General features: G+C 58.0%; 19 protein-coding genes and 1 tRNA gene. 16 read left to right on the top strand and 4 right to left on the bottom strand.

Going from position 1 to position 19446, the window contains the following annotated elements; all coding sequences use genetic code 11:
• Window positions 1-82 precede the first annotated feature (82 nt).
• Both QDY28_RS04210 and QDY28_RS04205 read left to right on the top strand, forming a co-directional pair.
• On the top strand, window positions 83-1300 hold the full coding sequence (locus QDY28_RS04210) for an NAD(P)/FAD-dependent oxidoreductase (RefSeq protein WP_331380406.1): 1218 nt from the start codon (window positions 83-85) through the stop codon (window positions 1298-1300).
• 126 nt (window positions 1301-1426) lie between these two features.
• A tRNA-Ser gene (locus QDY28_RS04205) sits at window positions 1427-1517 on the top strand.
• Window positions 1518-1706: 189 nt separating this feature from the next.
• Here the strand turns inward: QDY28_RS04205 and QDY28_RS04200 are convergent.
• Window positions 1707-2054 carry a hypothetical protein gene (locus QDY28_RS04200; RefSeq protein WP_331380405.1) on the bottom strand — a complete coding sequence of 116 codons (348 nt, stop codon included), beginning with the start codon at window positions 2052-2054 and terminating at the stop codon, window positions 1707-1709.
• Window positions 2055-2374: 320 nt separating this feature from the next.
• On the opposite strand from QDY28_RS04200, the gene QDY28_RS04195 reads away from it, so the two are divergent.
• Both QDY28_RS04195 and QDY28_RS04190 read left to right on the top strand, forming a co-directional pair.
• On the top strand, window positions 2375-3451 hold the full coding sequence (locus QDY28_RS04195; protein ID WP_331380404.1) for a porin: 1077 nt from the start codon (window positions 2375-2377) through the stop codon (window positions 3449-3451).
• A gap of 473 nt (window positions 3452-3924) precedes the next feature.
• Window positions 3925-5019 carry a porin gene (locus QDY28_RS04190; protein ID WP_331380403.1) on the top strand — a complete coding sequence of 365 codons (1095 nt, stop codon included), beginning with the start codon at window positions 3925-3927 and terminating at the stop codon, window positions 5017-5019.
• Between the two features lie 131 nt (window positions 5020-5150).
• Here QDY28_RS04190 and QDY28_RS04185 read toward each other — a convergent pair whose 3' ends face one another.
• Entirely contained in the window at window positions 5151-6035 is an 885-nt protein-coding gene (locus tag QDY28_RS04185) for an alpha/beta fold hydrolase (RefSeq protein ID WP_331380402.1), read from the bottom strand.
• Between the two features lie 83 nt (window positions 6036-6118).
• The gene (locus QDY28_RS04180) at window positions 6119-8173 is read right to left on the bottom strand and encodes a lytic transglycosylase domain-containing protein (RefSeq protein WP_331380401.1); all 2055 of its coding nucleotides are present in this window, start codon (window positions 8171-8173) and stop codon (window positions 6119-6121) included.
• A 218-nt stretch (window positions 8174-8391) separates the two neighbouring features.
• Here QDY28_RS04180 and dapA point away from each other — a divergent pair, with 218 nt between their 5' ends.
• Both dapA and smpB read left to right on the top strand, forming a co-directional pair.
• Complete coding sequence (dapA, locus tag QDY28_RS04175) at window positions 8392-9276, top strand: 4-hydroxy-tetrahydrodipicolinate synthase (RefSeq protein WP_331380400.1); 885 nt, start codon at window positions 8392-8394, stop codon at window positions 9274-9276.
• 140 nt (window positions 9277-9416) lie between these two features.
• A complete protein-coding gene (smpB, locus tag QDY28_RS04170) occupies window positions 9417-9896 on the top strand; it encodes an SsrA-binding protein SmpB (protein WP_028753433.1) in 480 nt (159 codons plus the stop codon).
• A 73-nt stretch (window positions 9897-9969) separates the two neighbouring features.
• Here smpB and QDY28_RS04165 read toward each other — a convergent pair whose 3' ends face one another.
• On the bottom strand, window positions 9970-10551 hold the full coding sequence (locus QDY28_RS04165; RefSeq protein WP_331380399.1) for a LabA-like NYN domain-containing protein: 582 nt from the start codon (window positions 10549-10551) through the stop codon (window positions 9970-9972).
• Window positions 10552-10862: 311 nt separating this feature from the next.
• On the opposite strand from QDY28_RS04165, the gene rpoZ reads away from it, so the two are divergent.
• From rpoZ to QDY28_RS04115, 10 genes are all read left to right on the top strand, one after another.
• Window positions 10863-11267 carry a DNA-directed RNA polymerase subunit omega gene (gene rpoZ / locus QDY28_RS04160; RefSeq protein WP_331380398.1) on the top strand — a complete coding sequence of 135 codons (405 nt, stop codon included), beginning with the start codon at window positions 10863-10865 and terminating at the stop codon, window positions 11265-11267.
• A 98-nt stretch (window positions 11268-11365) separates the two neighbouring features.
• Window positions 11366-13591 carry a RelA/SpoT family protein gene (locus QDY28_RS04155; RefSeq protein ID WP_028753430.1) on the top strand — a complete coding sequence of 742 codons (2226 nt, stop codon included), beginning with the start codon at window positions 11366-11368 and terminating at the stop codon, window positions 13589-13591.
• A 188-nt stretch (window positions 13592-13779) separates the two neighbouring features.
• Window positions 13780-13929 (top strand): DUF3563 family protein, encoded by a 150-nt coding sequence (locus QDY28_RS04150; RefSeq protein ID WP_331380397.1) that lies wholly within the window; start codon window positions 13780-13782, stop codon window positions 13927-13929.
• Window positions 13930-14157: 228 nt separating this feature from the next.
• A complete protein-coding gene (locus QDY28_RS04145) occupies window positions 14158-14745 on the top strand; it encodes a DUF2062 domain-containing protein (protein WP_331380396.1) in 588 nt (195 codons plus the stop codon).
• A 39-nt stretch (window positions 14746-14784) separates the two neighbouring features.
• Window positions 14785-15189, top strand: coding sequence for a holo-ACP synthase (gene acpS, locus QDY28_RS04140; protein WP_331380395.1), 405 nt, complete (start codon window positions 14785-14787; stop codon window positions 15187-15189).
• 114 nt (window positions 15190-15303) lie between these two features.
• A complete protein-coding gene (gene lepB, locus QDY28_RS04135) occupies window positions 15304-16050 on the top strand; it encodes a signal peptidase I (RefSeq protein WP_028753427.1) in 747 nt (248 codons plus the stop codon).
• Window positions 16047-16766 carry a ribonuclease III gene (gene rnc, locus QDY28_RS04130; protein WP_331380394.1) on the top strand — a complete coding sequence of 240 codons (720 nt, stop codon included), beginning with the start codon at window positions 16047-16049 and terminating at the stop codon, window positions 16764-16766. The genes lepB and rnc overlap by 4 nt, the downstream gene beginning before the upstream one ends.
• A 28-nt stretch (window positions 16767-16794) precedes the next feature.
• Window positions 16795-17736, top strand: a complete 942-nt coding sequence (gene era / locus QDY28_RS04125) for a GTPase Era (protein WP_331380393.1) — start codon at window positions 16795-16797, stop codon at window positions 17734-17736.
• A gap of 82 nt (window positions 17737-17818) precedes the next feature.
• Window positions 17819-18571, top strand: a complete 753-nt coding sequence (locus QDY28_RS04120) for a Crp/Fnr family transcriptional regulator (protein WP_331380392.1) — start codon at window positions 17819-17821, stop codon at window positions 18569-18571.
• A 199-nt stretch (window positions 18572-18770) separates the two neighbouring features.
• Entirely contained in the window at window positions 18771-19286 is a 516-nt protein-coding gene (locus QDY28_RS04115) for a response regulator (protein WP_331380391.1), read from the top strand.
• The last annotated feature ends 160 nt before the right edge of the window (window positions 19287-19446 follow it).

The raw sequence follows: 19446 nt of genomic DNA, 5'->3' as shown, positions 1-19446 counted from the left end.
AGGCGTTACCCCTGAAATCCTTGGGAGCGCCGTCCTATATCAGGATAACGAGCCGCTATAACTATATAATGGAGTAAGGATCGTGACGGGCAGATTGGTCATCGTCGGGGCAGGACAGGCCGGTTTCGCGCTTGCCGCCAAATTGCGAACGCTCGGAGATTTAAGGCCGATCACCATTATCGGCGCGGAGGAAAGCCTTCCCTATCAGCGACCGCCGCTGACCAAAAAATATCTCCTCGGCGAGATGGCCTTCGACAGGCTGCTGTTCCGTCCTGAGCATTGGTATGCCGACAACAACGTCGAGATCCGTCTCTCCACCTGGGTCGAGCAGATCGACCGGGCCGCAAAACAGGTGGCCATGCAGGACGGCTCGGCGCTCGGCTATGAGACGCTGGCGCTGGCGACCGGCGCCATGCCGCGCCGTCTGCCGCCCTCCGTCGGTGGGGCGCTCGAAGGTGTTTATCTCGCCCGTGACAAACGCGATGCTGATCAACTCGCCAGAGAAATGCGCGCGGGCCGCCGTGTTCTCATCATCGGCGGCGGCTATATCGGTCTCGAAGCGGCGGCGGTTGCCCGCCATCGCGGCCTTGAAGTCACGCTTATCGAAATGGCCGACAGGATCCTGCAGCGAGTCGCCGCCAAGGAGACTGCCGACATCATGCGCGCGATTCACCGCCAACATGATGTCGTCATCCGCGAAAAGACGGGCCTCAAGCAACTGATAGGCAAGAATGGCCATGTCGTTGCCGCCGAGCTGTCCGATGGATCCACGATAGACGTCGATTTCGTCATCGTCGGCATAGGCGTCGCCCCAAGTGACCGGCTGGCCAAGGAGGCGGGGCTTGGAGTAGGCAACGGCATTGTCGTCGATTCGTTTGCCCGAACCTCCGATCCCTCGATCTTCGCTGTGGGCGATTGCGCCGAACTACCTTGGGATGGCGGCCGCATCCGTCTCGAATCGGTACAAAACGCCGTCGACCAAGCCGAAGCCGCAGCGGGAATCATCGCCGGCGGCAACGAGCCCTATGATCCGAAACCATGGTTCTGGTCGGATCAATATGACGTGAAATTGCAGATCGCCGGCTTCAATCTCGGTTACGACGAGACCCTTCTGCGAGCCGGTGGCCGCGAAGGCTCGGCTTCGGTCTGGTATTTCAAGCAGGGCCGCTTCATCGCTGTCGATGCCATCAACGACGCAAAGGCCTATGTGACAGGCAAGAAGCTGCTGGAAACGGGCACCAACCCGGAAAAGGCAGTTCTGGCCGATTCGGCTGCGGACCTTAAGCAGTTGCTGCGTTGAGAGAGGTGCGCGCCGGCTATCGGGTTCGCCCTGAACGACGCGCGCACCGCCGAATGCAGGGAGAACGTGCATGGAGGCGAAAAAGCGCTTGCGTCGATAAATGATTGGCCGTATCAGGGCCGCACCGGAGAGGTGGCCGAGTGGTCGAAGGCGCTCCCCTGCTAAGGGAGTATACGTCAAAAGCGTATCGTGGGTTCGAATCCCATCTTCTCCGCCATCCCACCTTTGTCCATACCGAAGAGATAGGTAACAGTTTGTACCTAAGACATGGGTGACAACCTCGTGCCCAACGGGTTGTGGATGGTTTGCAAAGCCCTCTGCTCCGGCTCGATAGATTCCAGATCATACGGCATGAATGCACCGGCCGCGATCGATGTTGCGCCTCCAGTCCCTCGTCATTGCATGTCTAGGGATTTCCGCGCGAGATGCTGAACTGCTGGCCCTCGTCGCCCATGCCTTCACCTCTCAAAGGCGGGCGACAAATCGCAGACGTTTCGCCAGCACCGAAATCTCCCTCCACGGCGTTGTCGGCAATTGATTCTCTTCTGTCATTCCGTTGCGATCTTGCTGGCGAATAATCGCCAATATCGATTCCCGATCGAATCGGCCGCAGCAGAATCACAGCCTCGCGGCGCTGCGGTAAGATGGCGAAAGTGGATTTGCTTGTTCGGCAATGTTGATGGTTACCACGGCAGATGTCGAAAATGGTGACCTTGACGCCGCGGCAGCCCCGGATTTGCCCTGAATCGGCCATTGTGACAGCCGGCCTCGTCCCCACGGCATCAGTTAAAAGCGACCTGTAAGTGCCGGTACCGTAAGGGCTTTCTTAACAAACTATAAACAAATGCGAGCCCCGTCTCGCGGACTTGTGTCCTTTCGGCAACAGGAATTACGGAAGGCTCACGTAAATACCCCTTTCCGATAAGATGTAGATTGCGTGACAGTTCGCGTCTTGTATTTTCAATCTCGGAAGCGAGGGCGATTGATCGTCCACTTCTTGAAACACGAGGATGGGGCAGGGAATGCCTTCGGGTAGTTCTCATTCTCGATTGAAACTTTGACTGGAGGTCAATAATGAACATCAAGAGCCTTCTTCTCGGCTCCGCTGCTGCGCTTGTAGCAGTTTCCGGTGCTCACGCGGCTGACGCTGTTGTTGCCGCTGAGCCGGAGCCGCTCGAATACGTTCGCATCTGCGACGCATACGGTGCAGGCTACTTCTTCATTCCGGGTACCGAAACCTGCCTCAAGATCGGCGGTAAGGTTCGTACGGAAGGTGAATGGTACGACGCTTACAACCCGGACGACGTTCGTGGCACGCTCTGGCACACCCGTGCTGAGTTGAACATCAACACCGCCACCGACACCGAATACGGTCCGCTGAAGACGAACACCATCCTTCGTTGGGATTGGCAGGAAGGCGGCTCCACGAGCACGAACCTTCTGTGGGCGTACATCAGCCTCGGCGGCTTCAGCGTTGGTAAGCAGGACTCCTGGTTCAACCAGTTCACTGGTTATGCTGGCGACGTCATCAACGACGACGTGGTCTATGACGGCCCGTACGAACTCAATCAGATCACCTACAACTATGACGCCGGCAACGGCTTCACGGCTGTGATCTCGTTGGAAGACAGCGACTCTGGCATTGGTGCAACCGGCGCTAACGGTGAAAACAGCGAAGATCACTACGCTCCGGACGTTGTTGCCGGTGCTGGCTACAAGGCTGGCGCTTGGTCCTTCAAGGTCGTTGGTGGTTATGACTCCATCGTCGAAGAAGGTGCCATCAAGGCTCGTGTCGATGCTGACTTCGGTGCCTTCTCGGCCTTCTTGATGGGCGGCTGGAACACCGACGGCGACAAGCTGAACAAGTACGCAGGTACCAATACCCCGAATGGTTGCCCGGTTGACCGTAGCGATCTTTGCGGTTGGGGCGACTGGGCACTGTGGGGCGGCGTTGGCGTACCGTTCAACGACAAGCTGAAGTGGAACCTGCAGCTCGCTTACACCGACTCCAAGATCTTCGCCGCCACGACGAATCTCAAGTGGAACCCGGTCAAGAACCTGCTCATCGAGCCGGAAGTATCCTACACCAACTGGGATTCGATCAACGAAGATCAGTGGGCTGGTATCCTCCGCTTCGAGCGCACTTTCTAATCTGATTTGGCCTCGGTCAGAATCTGATTGTCACATTGGTGACGAAAAGCCCGGCTTTCGAGCCGGGCTTTTTGCATTTGGGATAGTCGGTCTGCGTCGCATCGAAACGTCGAAGAATGATATTCTGAATATCCTAAATTTATAATATTCAAATGTAGTATAGATTTACAGTCTGAGTTCTTGCGGAGAGTAATCCTAAGTAGAGTTTGATTTTTGACCGCAGAAACTGTGTGACACTTTTACGACGTGATTTTTGTGCAACGCGAAATTCGAAACGATCGTCACATATGATTATAGTTTGTCTCTGATATTGCTCTGAAAAAATCGATCTGTAGGTTCGCAAATCGGAAGCAAGACTTCTTGTCTTGGTTCTCCCAGATCAGGGGTCAACTTTGAACACAGGGTGGGGTAGGGTCCGTCGATTTCTCGGCGCGAATTCTCATACCTAATCGATATTTAGAACTGGAGTTATTATGAACATCAAGAGCCTTCTTCTCGGCTCCGCTGCTGCGCTGGCAGCAGTTTCCGGTGCTCATGCAGCCGATGCCGTCGTTGCTGCCGAGCCGGAGCCGCTTGAATACGTTCGCATCTGCGACGCTTATGGCGCTGGCTACTTCTTCATTCCGGGCACCGAAACCTGCCTCAAGATCGGCGGCATGGTTCGTACCGAAGGCGGCTGGTACAATGCCTACAATCCGGGTCCGGGCGGCGACCGCGGCACCTACTGGCACACCCGCGCTCAGCTCAGCGTCGACACTGCAACGGACACCGAATACGGTCCGCTGAAGACCAACACCGTCTACCGTTTTGACTGGAACGACGGCAACGCAACGACCACCAAGCTGCTCTGGGCTAACATCAGCCTCGGCGGTTTCCTGGTTGGTAAGCAGGACTCGCAGTACAACCTGTTCGCAGGTTACGCCGGCGACGTCATCAACGACGACGTGATCTATGACGGCCCGTACGAACTGAACCAGATCACCTACAACTACGATGCAGGCAACGGCTTCACGGCTGTCGTCTCGCTCGAAGACTCCAACTCGGGTTCCGATACGTCTTCCTACGGCGGCGCTTGGGTTCAGTCCAAGGCTGACCACTATGCACCGAACGCCGTTGCCGGCGTTGGCTACAAGGCTGGCGGCTTCGGCTTCAAGGTTGTCGGCGGTTACGACTCGATCGTCGAAGAAGGCGCTATCAAGGCTCGCGTCGACGCTGACTTCGGCGCGTTCACGGCCTTCTTGATGGGCGGCTGGAACACCGACGGCGACAAGCTCAACCAGTACGCCGGTTCGAACCTGAACGCATCTGCTTGCCCGGTTGGCCGTGGCGATCTCTGCGGCTGGGGTGACTGGGCTGTTTGGGGTGGCGTTGGCTACAAGATCAGCGACAAGCTGAAGTGGAACGTGCAGCTCGCCTACACCGACTCCAAGATCTTCGAAGCCACGACGAACCTCAAATTCAACCCGGTCAAGAACCTGCTCATCGAGCCGGAAGTTACCTACACCAACTTCGATTCTGTGAACCAGGATCAGTGGGCTGGTATCCTCCGCTTCCAGCGCAGCTTCTAATTCGGTTTTCAAAGCCGAATTGGCAAAACTTACACTCTGATCTGACCTCCGATCAGAAAGGGATTGGCCCGGTTTTCCCAACCGGGCCTTTTCTTTTTGCACCATGCATGTCGACGGTGCCGCGCAGGGGCTTAGATGGTTGCGAGAAAATGCTGGATCGCGGCCGGAATATCCCCGAGGTGCAGCATCGGAGCATGTCCTTGCCCGATAGCAATTTTTGTCGTCATGCCGGGATGGCGCCGCGCCATCTCCTCTAGGCTAGCGGTCGTCAGCAGTTTGGAATTCTCCCCGCGAATCACCATCAACGGGATATTCCGAAACGCCTCGAACTGTGGCCAGAGATCCGGCAGTGGCGTTTCGAAATCGAGCGACTTCATCTGTGCGGCGATAGCGGGATCGAAATCCGCAACGACTTTGCCATCCGTGAGCGTGTAGATCGCGCGAGCCATGTCGCGCCAATCGTTGCCCGTGAGTGCCGTGAAAGCGCGACCGTGATTCTCCTGTAGAATCTCGACAGCTTCGTCCCAATTGGCTGGCTTCCTGTCGCGGTTCAGATAATCGCGGATATCGACGAGCCCCTCCTTTTCCAGAACAGGGCCAATGTCGTTGAGAATGACGGCCTTGAGGATATCGGGATGGCTGGCCGCCAGCAGATGCAGAACAAGACCGCCACGCGACGTGCCGATGAAGACGGCCTTCGGTATATTCAACGCAGCGCAGGCTGCAAGCACGTCCTGGGCCTCGACGGCGAGATTGTAGCGGCTTTTGTCATCGTCCCAGGCTGACAGGCCGCGCCCGCGGAAATCGAGTGTAATCACCCTGCGCGCCGCCGAATCACGTGACAGAAGCAGCGCCAAGTCGTGAAAATCCCGGGAGTTGCGGGTCAGACCCGGCAAACAGACGATCGGCGGTAGGCCCGAGATCGAATCGCCGCCGTAATCGCGTGCGTAGAGTTTTAGCCCGTCGGGCGCCAAAATCGCTCTGCTGGCAAAATCGCTCTCATCGTCATTGTGCATGGACAGCCCTCGTGGATGACGTTTCACGAGGGATGTAACGCGATTTTGTCGTGTTGAACAATCGCGCTTGTGCGGGCAGGAGCTCAGCCGCGTCCGTAGATCAGATCGTGCTCAATATCGGTCTTCTGGCCGAGCCGGGCCTTGTAAACCTGATAATTCTCCATGACGCGCTGGACGTAATTGCGCGTTTCAGGGAAGGGGATGCGCTCAATCCAGTCGACGACATCGTCGATGGATTTGCCGCGCGGATCGCCGTAGCGGCTGATCCACTCCGGAACCTTGTTCGGGCCTGCATTATAGGCAATGAAGGTCAGAATATAGGAGCCGCCGAAGGCGTCGATCTGCTCGCCGAGGTAATGGGCCCCCAGCGTCGCGTTGTAGCCGGCATCCTGCGTCAGCTTGTCGGCGGAATAGGCCATGCCATGGCGGCCGGCGACTGCCTTGGCCGTCTTCGGCAGAAGCTGCAGCAGACCGCGCGCATTGGCAGAGGAGATTGCTGCCGGGTTGAAGGCGCTCTCCTGCCGGGCAATGGCATAGGCGAGCGCCTTGCCGGAACCGGCAATATTGGCATTGTCCGGAATGACGCCGATCGGGAAGGCAAGCGCCGCGACGTCGACGCCGCGGCCATAGGCGATCTTGCCGACCTGCAATGAAAGCTGGTGATTGCCGAAGCGCTCGGCCTGCGCCGCCAGCATGGCGATCTCGCCGGGGCTCTGCAATTGTTTCGCCAGCGCCCGATAAAGGGCGTCGGCCCGCCAAGCGTGACCTGCCGCTTCGAGATGGGCGATGGCCTGGACCGCTTCGCGGGATCGGAAGCGCTCCCGGTCTTCGGTCGTCGGCGAGGGGTAGGTGACGTTCAGCGTCCGGCGCCCTAATTTTTCGGCTGCGAGCTGGCCATAGAAGGTGCTCGGGTAGGATGCTGCCTTGGCATAGAAATCCGCTGCCTTGCCAGGACCGCCGGCTTCGGCGGAGCGGCCGAGCCAATACCAGGCGCGCGATAGTGAGATCGGACCGTTCGACACCTGCAGAATTTTGCGGAAATGCGTTGCGGCCGTCGCTCCGTCCTGCAGCCCTCGCAGCGCATACCAGCCGGCATGGAATTCCGCCTCGCCGACATCCTGCGCGCTCTCCGCGACGCTGGCGTCGACGATGCGATAAGCGGTTTTGAATTCGCCTTGATCCACCAGGCCGCGGCTGACGATGCGCTGCTCGTCCCACCATTGGCTGGCATCGACGAGTACGCTGCGGTCGCGCGGCATCTGCATCAGAAGATTGGCGGCATCATCATATTTATCCTGGCGACGCAGGTTCTCGATCCGCATGAAGAGATAGGCGGGATCCTTGCGCCATTGCGGATCGATAGTAGTCAGCAAAGCCGCGGCATTGGCGGCATGATTGTTGATCGCCGCCCAGGCCTTGTAGAGCGATTGCGCTTTGCCGAGATCGCCGAAACGCTTCGCCTGAGCAGTGCGGCCGCGATAGAGCAGATAGTCCATACGCGCCTTGTGATCGGCCGGCGACAGCAGGCTGGAGAATTCGGCGAGGACTTTGTCTTCCAGGGACTTATCGAGCGCCTCGTTGCGCCAGATCTTGCGAATGAGCTTGGCAGCCTGGGCCGATGCACCGCGCGAAACCAGGGCGCGCGACAGGATGACCGCGCCTTCCGGGGTTTCCGGCTGGGTATTGCCGAAGGCGGCAAGCACTTGATCGGCGGGCGGATTTTCAGCGTAAAGCGCGCGTTCTGAATTGCCGCGCAGGCTGGAAAGACCCGGCCAACCGGCAAGTTCACGCGCCGCCGCGGCGATTTCGCCGGACGGAACGCCGGGCTGGCCAGAGGTAGCGATTGCCCAGGTCAGAATGTGACGGTCGAGCGTGCCCTGGCTCATGCTGTTGCGGATGGCGAGCGCCTGCATCGGGTTCTTGCCGGAAAGGGCATCCAGGCCGGCTTTCAAGTCGCCGCCGACGGGGGCTATGGCAGAGCCGCGCGGGATCGATCCGGTATTCAACGGATCCGGCATGGTCATCGCCACATCGGTCGTTTCGGGGATGGTCGTTTGTTCGCCGGGAAGCTGTGAGGCCAAAGCGCTCCACGCGACCGCCACGCCCATAGCGGTCAAGATCATGACAGGTCTTTTCATCCGACTACTCACTACAAAAAACAGGCCCCCTCCATTTGCCGAAGTTTATATTAACGAAACCTTACCGTTGGCCCGAATTTCAATCAATTATGATATCGGAAACTGCCCTTTACCATCGAAAGCGCGCTTGTCGCCGTCAAGTGGGCGCTTTATGGTGCGCGGATTCATAACCATGGATTGCGGCTGAAGCATGAAAGCGGCGCCGCGAGGAGACTTGCATGTTCCAGGGGTCCATTCCCGCACTCGTTACGCCCTTCACCGACGCCGGCAAGGTGGATGAAGCGTCCTTCGCTTCCCATGTCGATTGGCAGATCAAAGAGGGCAGCAGCGGGCTCGTTCCCGTCGGCACGACGGGCGAATCGCCGACCCTGTCGCATGATGAGCACAAGCGTGTCGTCGAGATTTGCATCGAGGTGGCGGGCAAGCGCGTTCCGGTCATGGCCGGCGCCGGCTCCAACAATACCCGCGAAGCGATCGAGCTTGCCCAGCATGCCGAGAAAGTCGGCGCCAATGCGGTTCTGGTCGTCACGCCTTACTACAACAAGCCGACGCAGAAGGGGCTTTACGCACACTTTTCGGCCGTGGCCGAGGCGGTGAAGCTGCCGATCTATATCTATAATATTCCCGGCCGTTCGGTCGTCGACATGACGCCGGAGACGATGGGCGCGCTTGCCAAGGCGCATGCCAATATCGTCGGCGTCAAGGATGCAACCGGCAAAATCGAACGGGTTTCCGAACAGCGCATCACCTGCGGCCGCGACTTCCGCCAGCTTTCCGGCGAGGATGCGACGGCGCTTGGCTTCAACGCCCATGGCGGCGTCGGTTGTATCTCGGTGACGGCCAATGTTGCGCCGCGCCTTTGTGCCGACTTCCAGGCGGCAACGCTGGCCGGCGACTACGCCAAGGCACTGGATTATCAGGATCGTCTGATGCCGCTACACAAGGCGATTTTCATGGAGCCGGGCCTCTGCGGCGCGAAATACGGCCTTTCCCGCCTTGGCCGGATGAGCCGCAATGTGCGCTCGCCGCTACTCTCGACACTGGAGCCCGGTACGGAGGCGGCGATCGACGCCGCCATGCGTCATGCCGGCCTGTTGAACTGACGTCAACTCCAACGCGCTCACGAAATGCCCTGTCGAAACCGCTCTCTTCACAAGGAGGGCGGTCTCGCTTATTTAAGGTTTGAAACCTTGTCGGGCCGGTGACCGCTGCCGGAATTGACGCACGAAAAAGAAGAAGAATCATGGCACCCAAAGGCAGCCAACGCGTGGTGAAGAAGATCGTTGCGGAAAACCGCAAGGCCCGCTTCAACTACGAGATTATCGATACCTACGAGGCAGGGCTCGTGCTGAAAGGCACGGAGGTGAAATCGCTGCGCGAAGGCAAGGCAAATATCGCCGAATCCTATGCCTCCGATGAGGATGGTGAGATCTGGCTGATCAATTCCTATCTGCCGGAATATCTGCAGGCGAACCGTTTCAATCATGAGCCGCGCCGCCGCCGCAAGCTCTTGCTTTCCGGCCGCGAGATCGGCCGGCTGCGCTCAGCCGTCAATCGCGAAGGCATGACGCTGATCCCGCTGAAGATCTACTTCAACGACAGCGGCCGCGCCAAGCTGGAGCTGGCTCTCGCCAAGGGCAAGAAGATCCACGACAAGCGCGAATCCGAGAAGGAACGCGACTGGAACCGGCAGAAGAACCGGCTGCTCAAGGACAATGGGTGAAATAAAATAAAATAAGCGAATGCGGAGCTTTATCTCGTCCGCACAGGCGAGATAAAGCTCCGCATTTCTTTGATTACTCGTCGACCTCGACGGCAGGCGCTGGCTCGGCCGGGCGCTGCGGACGCTCGGAGGGGTCTCGGCCGATTTCGGACTTCAGCGATACGAGATCAATGAAGTGGTCGGCCTGACGGCGCAGGTCGTCGGCGATCATTGGCGGCTGGGTTGCCATCGTGGAGATGACGGACACCTTGCGGCCGCGGCGCTGCAGTGCTTCCACCAGGGTGGTGAAATCGCCGTCGCCAGAAAAAATGACCAGATGATCAACGGTTTCCGATTGCTCCATGGCATCGATCGCCAGCTCGATATCCATGTTGCCCTTGATCTTGCGGCGGCCCATGGAGTCGGTAAATTCCTTCGCCGGCTTGGTAATGACCTTGTAGCCGTTATAGTCGAGCCAATCGATGAGCGGGCGGATCGAGGAATATTCCTGGTCCTCGATAAGAGCGGTATAGTAATAAGCCCGAAGCAGATATCCGCGCTTTTGGAAGGCCTTCAGCAGCTTGCGATAATCGATATCAAAACCAAGACTTTTCGACGCAGCGTAAAGATTGGCGCCGTCTATAAAAAGTGCAATTTTTTCGCGTGGGTCGAACATCGCTTACATATCCATTGTTACCAAAACGCAATTACTTTTAGCCAAAATGCAGTCAAAACAATGTCTTGCATGACGCCCAAGAATAATTCGTATTACTTTATGAATTATTCATATAAACGAGATTTAGGGCACGATTTATGATATTCCAAGCAACTGTAGGTTGAATACGTAATTTGTCTAATGAATTTTAGCGCATTGTGGAGGGATTGGCAGCCCTGAAGCAGGAAAAACTTGAATTTGCCATCGTTTGCTTGTATCGGGCGTGCTACTCCGAGACATGATGACGACATCACGACCGCAAAGGACAGGCAATGGCCCGTGTCACAGTAGAAGATTGCATTGATAAAGTAGAAAACCGGTTCGAGCTCGTGCTGCTTGCCAGCCATCGTGCTCGCCTGATTTCGCAGGGTTCCTCGATCACCATCGACCGCGACAACGACAAGAACCCCGTCGTCGCCCTGCGCGAAATAGCCGATGAGACGCTGTCTCCCGATGATCTGAAGGAAGATCTGATCCACTCGCTGCAGAAGCACGTCGAGATCGATGAGCCTGAGCCCGATCCGGCAAGCCTCTTGGCCGCCGGCGGCGCTGCTTCGGCTTCGGGCGAAGAGGAAGAAGATCAGCCGGAAGCCGTCACCTTCGACCAGATGTCGGAAGAAGAGCTTCTCGCCGGTATCGAAGGCCTTGTTCCGCCAGAAAAAAGCGACGATTACTGATCGTCGCGCTTGATGCTCTAACCAAGAGCGATATGATGAAGTAATGCGTGCGCCGGTCGTAGACTGGCGCGCTTTTATTTTGCGGGAGTAGCTTGGGAATGATGCGGCAATACGAGCTTGTCGAGCGTGTGCAGAAATACAAGCCCGATGCCAATGAAGCGCTTCTCAACAAAGCCTATGTCTATGCGATGCAGAAGCATGGGCAGCAGAAACGCGCCAGCGGCGACCCCTATATTTCCCATCCCCTCGAAGTTGCTGCCATCCTGACAGACATGCGTCTGGATGAATCGACGATCGCCGTCGCTCTCCTGCATGATACGATCGAAGATACGACCGCGACGCGGGCCGAAATCGATGAACTGTTCGGCGAGGATATCGGCCGCCTGGTCGAAGGACTGACCAAGATCAAGAAGCTCGATCTCGTCACCAAGAAGGCGAAGCAGGCGGAAAATCTCCGTAAGCTGCTGCTCGCCATTTCCGACGACGTCCGCGTGCTCCTGGTCAAACTCGCCGACCGCCTGCACAATATGCGCACACTCGACCACATGTCGCCGGAAAAGCGTGCCCGCATTTCCGAAGAGACGATGGATATCTATGCGCCGCTTGCCGGCCGCATGGGTATGCAGGACATGCGTGAAGAGCTGGAGGAGCTTTCCTTCCGCCACATCAATCCGGAGGCGCATGACACGGTCACCAAGCGCCTCGAAGAACTGTCGCGGCGCAACGAAGGCCTGGTGAAGAAGATCGAGACGGAATTGCGCGACCTGCTGGTTGCCAATGGCCTCGCCAACGCCATGGTCAAGGGCAGGCAGAAGAAGCCCTATTCGGTCTTCCGCAAGATGCAGTCGAAGTCGCTTTCCTTCGAGCAGCTATCCGACGTCTATGGTTTCCGCCTGCTGGTCGATGACGTTCCTTCCTGCTATCGCGCGCTTGGCATCGTGCACACGCGCTGGCGCGTCGTGCCCGGCCGGTTCAAGGATTATATTTCCACGCCGAAGCAGAACGATTACCGTTCCCTGCACACCACCATTGTCGGCCCATCCAGCCAGCGCATCGAGCTGCAGATCCGCACCAAGCGCATGCATGAGATCGCCGAATTCGGCATCGCTGCCCACACACTCTATAAGGACGGCACCAACAATAACGGCGATGGTGAACTGCTGTCGCGTGAAAGCAATGCCTATTCCTGGCTGCGCCATACCATCGAGGCGTTGGCGGAAGGCGACAGTCCCGAAGAATTCCTTGAACATACCAAGCTGGAACTATTCCAGGATCAGGTCTTCTGCTTCACGCCGAAGGGCAAGTTGATCGCCCTCCCGCGCGGCGCCACGCCGATCGATTTTGCCTATGCCGTGCACACCAATATCGGCGACACCACCGTCGGCGCCAAGATCAACGGCCGGATTATGCCGTTGGTGACTCGTCTCTCCAACGGCGACGAAGTCGAGATCATCCGCTCCGGCGTGCAGGTGCCGCCGGCCGCCTGGGAAGAGATCGTCGTGACCGGCAAGGCGCGCGCCGCCATCCGCCGCGCAACCCGCCTTGCCATTCGCAAGCAATATGCCGGCCTCGGCCATCGCATTCTGGAGCGCACCTTCGAGCGCGCCGGCAAGGTCTTTTCGCGTGAAGCGCTGAAGCCTGCGCTGCACCGCCTCGGCCAGAAGGATGTTGAGGACGCGATTGCTGCCGTCGGACGAGGGGAGATGTCGTCGCTCGACGTGCTGCGGGCCGTCTACCCAGACCATCAGGATGAGCGCGTCACGATCAAGCCCGCCGGCGACGAAGGCTGGTTCAACGTCCGCAGCGCCGCGGGCATGATCTTCAAGATCCCCGGCAAGACCAAGGCGGATCTCGCTGCCAGCGTCGAAGGGGTGGACGCCCTGCCGATCCGCGGCCTGGCGGCGGATGTCGAGGTGCATTTCGCTCCGACCGGCGCCGTTCCCGGCGATCGTATCGTCGGCATCATGGAAAAGGGCAAAGGCATCACCATCTATCCCATCCAGTCGCCGGTCCTGCAGCGTTTCGACGACCAGCCGGAGCGCTGGATCGACGTGCGCTGGGATCTGGATGAGGCCAACAAGTCCCGCTTCACCGCCCGCATCCTGATCAACGCGTTGAACGAGCCGGGTACGCTCGCCAAGGTCGCGCAGACGGTCGCCGATATCGACGTCAACATCCGTCTCCTCAATACGGTGCGCGTTGCCGCCGACTTTACGGAGATGGCGCTGGATGTCGAAGTCTGGGATTTGCGCCAGCTCAATCAGCTTCTGGTGCAGCTCAAGGAACTTGATTGCATCGCCACCGTGAAGCGACTTTACGAATAGTTAGCTTTTCGGGCGTCAATCGCAGCCGATTGCATAGTTTATGATCATTTTGTGATCGAATTTGCCCAAATTTGGATGAAGGCATGCGTCATATGCATGGCTGCCTCTATTTAAGAGCTGTGGTAATTAACTTTTGTCATGCCTATCTTCTGGTCATCGAAGAAACGAAACAGAGATGAGAGAAGACAATGTTTGGTCCGATCAAGAAAGTCGCCCGCGCCTTGCGCGTTCCGAGTGCTGAAGAACGTGAAATGGCCTATCTAAATGGCTCGCACGACCGTTTTGACCTTGAATATCGTCAGCGTCAGGTCGATCGCGGCTTGTTCCGTCAGCGTTAATCGCTGACAATACTTCCGAAATGGGAAGGGCGTGCCTACTGCCGCGCCCTTGGAGCATCCCGCCGAAAGCAGACAGGATGTTCCGCGTCAGATAAAGCCAGAGCGGCCTATTCCTGTTCGTTGAACATGTGGCACTCTGGAGAGTGCCGGCGTTAAGGTCGGATAATCGATGCATGATGTGCTTGGCCGCCCTTGTCATGACGGCGTTCCCTGCACTAGATAAGCCGCATGTTATTTCGCCGCCGAAAACCACTGACCTTGAAGGAAAAACTGCGGGAGCACCTTTGGCCACGCAAGGGTTTCGTTCGTTCGTTCCAATATTTTGGAAAACGCCTGGTGCGTCTTGCTGCTTCGCCGCATTCGGTGGCGGCGGGCTTTGCCGCAGGGATCGTCGTGTCCTGGACACCGTTTATCGGCGTGCACTTCATCATGGCGATCATCATCGCCTATGCCGTCGGCGGCAACGTGATTGCGGCCGCACTCGGCTGCCTGGCTGCCGGCAATCCCATCACCTATCCCTTCATCTGGGGTCTCACCTGGGAAATCGGTCATCTGATCCTGGCGCGCGACAGCAGCGGCCAAAGCGGTGGCGTCGATCTGCCGGCGCTGTGGCATAAGGGCGATCTCCTGCAGCTCTGGGACCCGATCCTGAAGCCGATGCTGATCGGTGGCATTCCGCCGGCAATCGTCACCGGTGTCGTCGTCTATGCATTGACCTATTACGGCGTGAAGAGCTTCAAGAGCCGCCGCAAGGCCCGGCTCATGGAACGGGCGCGCGAACGGCTCGCCCTTGCCGAAAACGCATCGAGCGTTTGACGGACGCAACGTCGTAGCGGCCGGCTGGAGGGCCTTCTCATGATCATCGGGATAGGCAGCGACCTCATCGACATCCGCCGTATCGAAAAATCGATCGAACGCTTCGGCACACGGTTCACCGACCGCTGCTTCACCGATATCGAGCGCGCTAAATCCGAAGGACGCAAGAACAAGGCTGCGTCATACGCCAAGCGCTTTGCCGCCAAGGAGGCCTGCTCCAAGGCGCTTGGCACCGGTCTGGCGCAAGGCGTTTTCTGGCGCGATATGGGTGTCGTCAACCTGCCGAGCGGCAAGCCGACGATGCAGTTGACGGGCGGTGCCGCCAAAAGATTGGCCGCAATGCTGCCGGAAAATCATCGCGCCGCCATTCATTTGACGATAACCGATGATTTCCCTCTCGCTCAAGCCTTTGTGATCATCGAAGCGCTGCCGATTGCGGGCTAATGACGACTGTGTGTCGCTTTTAATACCTGCACCATTGCCGCCGTGGTATGAAGCGGATAGAGAGTGCCTGAAAGTGAAGTGCGCCGGTGGGGTGCGAAAAAGGAATAAGACTGCGTGTCCGAGAAAGCCGAAAAACAGCAGAATGTCCTGTGGGAAAACATAAAGGTCATCGTACAGGCTCTGGTCCTGGCCATGATCATCCGCACGGTACTATTTCAACCCTTCACCATTCCGTCCGGCTCGATGATGCCTACGCTTCTTGTTGGCGACTATATCTTCGTCAATAAGTTTGCCTACGGTTATTCCAAATATTCCCTGCCTTTTTCGCCGGATCTGTTCAGCGGCCGCATCTTCGGTAGCGAACCGAAGCGGGGCGATGTCGTGGTCTTCCGTTTCCCGCCGAATCCGGATGTCGATTATATCAAGCGCGTCATCGGCCTGCCGGGCGACCGTATTCAGGTGAAGAACGATATTCTCTACATCAACGGCCAGGCTGTTCCGCGTGAGCCGCACGGAACCTTCGCCTCGGACTACAGCCAGGAGCCGGGTGACGACATTCCCGTTTACAGCGAGCGCCTGCCGGATACCGGCAAGGTCTACGACACGCTGGACCTGTCGCAGACGTCGCGCGGTGACAATACGCAGGAATATGTCGTGCCTCCGGGCAGTTATTTCATGATGGGCGACAACCGCGATAATTCCGACGACAGCCGTTTCGACGTCGGTTATGTGCCGGCTGAGAACCTGATCGGCCGCGCCAGCGTCATCTTCTTCTCGCTCGGCCACGACACCTCGTTCCGCGAAATCTGGAAATGGCCGACCAACATGCGTTGGGACCGTCTCTTCAAGGTTGTCGAATGACGAAGACGCAGGCGCTCCCGCAGGCGGATCGTGTCAGGCTTGAAGCCGCAATAGGCCACGAATTCGCCGAGAAGGGGCGCCTCGAATGGGCTCTGACGCATGCCAGTGCCCGCACGCACAAGGCCGGCAACTACGAGCGGCTGGAATTTCTCGGCGACCGGGTTCTCGGCCTGTGCATCGCCGAACTCCTTTTTCGAACCTTCGGCACGGCGACCGAGGGCGAGCTCTCGGTGCGCCTCAATCAGCTTGTCAGCGCCGAGACCTGCGCCGAAGTCGCCGACGAGATGCAACTGCATCTCTTCATCCGCACGGGCGCCGATGTGAAGAAGCTGACTGGCAAGCGCATGCTGAACGTGCGCGCCGATGTCGTGGAAAGCCTGATTGCGGCGCTTTATCTCGATGGCGGCCTCGAAGTGGCGCGCAAATTCATTCTGCGTTATTGGGAGCGCCGCGCCATCCGTCCCGATGGCGCAAGACGCGATGCCAAGACGGAATTGCAGGAGTGGGCGCACGCGAAATTCGGCGTCACGCCCGTTTACAGGGTTGATGACCGAAGCGGACCGGATCATGATCCTCGTTTCACGGTAACGGTAGAAGTGACGGGAACCGCGCCCGAGACTGGTATAGAGCGCTCCAAGCGCGCCGCCGAGCAGGTGGCTGCGACGCGGATTTTGGAGCGCGAAGGTGTATGGCAGCCCCAGCCTGTTCAGAAATGAAAATGACTGCCTAGAAATGACGGAAAAAATGACCAATCAGGAAGACCTGGCCGGCGAAGGTGCGGCTGAAAATATCGGCCCCACGCATTCGGGTTTCGTGGCCCTTATCGGCCCGACCAATGCGGGCAAGTCGACGCTCGTCAACCGCCTCGTCGGCGCCAAAGTATCGATCGTCAGCCACAAGGTGCAGACGACGCGCGCCATCGTGCGCGGCATCGCCATCCATGACAATGCGCAGATCGTTTTCATGGATACGCCCGGCATCTTCAAGCCGCGCCGGCGCCTCGACCGGGCGATGGTGACGACCGCCTGGGGCGGCGCCAAGGATGCGGATCTCATCATGCTTCTGATCGACAGCGAGCGCGGAATACGCGGCGATGCCGAAGCCATTCTCGAAGGGCTGAAGGAGGTTTCCCAGCCGAAAATCCTCGTGTTGAACAAGATCGATCGCGTTCGCCGCGAGGACCTGCTGGCGCTTGCCGCCGCCGCCAACGAGAAAATTACCTTCGAGCAGACCTTCATGATTTCGGCCGAAAACGGTTCTGGCTGCGACGATGTCATGGACTATCTGGCAAAGACCCTGCCGGAAGGTCCGTGGTATTATCCCGAAGACCAGATTTCGGACCTGCCGATGCGCCAGCTCGCCGCGGAAATCACGCGCGAAAAGCTGTTTCTGCGCCTGCATCAGGAGCTTCCCTACTCTTCGCATGTCGAAACGGAAAAATGGGAAGAGCGCAAGGACGGTTCGGTTCGCATCGAGCAAGTGATCTATGTCGAGCGCGAAAGTCAGAAGAAGATCGCCCTTGGCAAATCGGGCGAGACGATCAAGTCGATCTCGACGGCCTCGCGCAAGGAGCTGTCCGAAATCCTCGAACAGCCGGTGCACCTTTTCCTGTTCGTCAAAGTGCGTGAGAATTGGGGCGACGATCCGGAACGGTTCCGCGAAATGGGGCTGGAGTTTCCGCGCTGACGGAACAATTTCCCGTTGAGTGTCTTACCTCACGACAGACGTCGGACAGATCGCTTCCGCAGGCGCGATCGAAGAGGCGCGAATGGTCAAGACCACGACGATCCACAGGGAGAAGACGCCGTGCCAACTCTGTCCGCTGCGGCGATTGCCACATTTTCGCGAATTTAGTCGCGAGGAACTGAGTTTCGTCGCGAATTTCAAGAAGGGTGAACTCGTCGTCGATCCCGGTGCGACGATCTTCCTGGAGGGTGCCCACAGCGCTCACCTCTTCACGATTCTGTCCGGCTGGGGCTTTCGCTATAAGACCCTCGAAGATGGGCGCCGGCAGATTCTCAACTATGTGATGCCCGGCGACCTCATTGGCCTGCAAGGCTCGATCATGGGCGAGATGCAGCATTCGACCGAGGCTTTGTCGCCGGTCTCTCTCTGTGTTTTCGAGCGTGCGGAACTGATGGCGCTCTATAACAAGCACCCGTCGCTCGCCTTCGATCTCACTTGGATCGCCGCGCGCGAAGAACGCATTTTGGACGAGCATCTGTTAAGCATCGGCCGCCGGTCCGCGCAGGAACGAGCCGCCTATCTGCTCGCCTACCTGCATCAACGGGCGAGGGCCCTGCATCTCTTCGATGGCAGCAATGTCATTCCCATTACGCAGCAGCACATTGCCGATACGCTCGGCCTTTCCATCGTTCATACGAACAAGACATTGAAAAAGCTGTCCGAACGCGGATTGATCCGCTGGCAGGAGCGCGGCTGCGACGTGTTGAACGGCAAGGGCCTTGCCGCTCTCGCCGAATGGGAAGGGTTGGATAGAGGCAGGCGGCCGTTCATCTGACAGGCAGCATCGACGTGGCTGCTACATGTCTTTTTTAAATGGTTATGGCGGGTGTATCAGCATAGACTACATTTTCGTCACTTTTCGACCAGTTTCACCTTTTACTAACCGCGGCGGCAAATGCGATTGGAGCATGATGACGAGCCCATAGTCCCGCGGGATAAAAAGTGCGAAGCGGGTCGGGGCAAGGTCATGTCACATGAGATCTAGCCAACACGGATGGGGGAATGCCATCCATTCAACACGGGCCGATGATCGGCGCCGGAGGGATAGATGTGGGAATGTTTACGGGGCTCGGCGCCGCTTGGCGCGCGCACGCGGGGATGGCGCTGATATGACGGCTCAGCGCGTTCTCATTTTGGAAGACAATCTGATCATTGCCATGGAGGCGGAGGAAATTCTTCGTCTCATCGGGGTCAAGGAGGTGGAAATCGCCTCCAATCTGGAGCAGGCGGTTAACGCCATTCATACAGATCGTTATGATTTCGCAATGCTGGACGTCAATCTGGGGGAGTCGATGAGTTTCGGCTTTGCCCGGTTGCTGGCAGAGCGCGGCATCGCCTTCGGTTTTGTCAGCGGCTATCCTGATACGCTCGATTTTCCACCGGACCTGCGGCATGTGCCGTTGCTCAACAAGCCTTTCGACGAGGCGGCGATGTGGGCATTCGTCGACAGGCTGATATCGGTAAGCGATCCCTCGAGCAGCCCGCCCTAAAGCCTGTCGCGCAAAAGTGTGTAGCGGTCTTGCGACAACGACAGGCGCAAGATCAACAATCTAGAGCGCACTGAGCGAATCCCGAAGGTCGCGACGCTTTAGGCGCATCGGCCAACATGTGACAGCGGCTGTCGTTTGTCCTAAACTCGAATCACGACAT

The sequence above is a fragment of the Rhizobium sp. BR 362 genome (genome assembly GCF_036528765.1).
GTDB lineage: Bacteria > Pseudomonadota > Alphaproteobacteria > Rhizobiales > Rhizobiaceae > Rhizobium.
The sequence above is the reverse complement of the archived record's forward strand: the minus strand, read 5'-3'. Positions and strand labels throughout refer to the sequence as shown.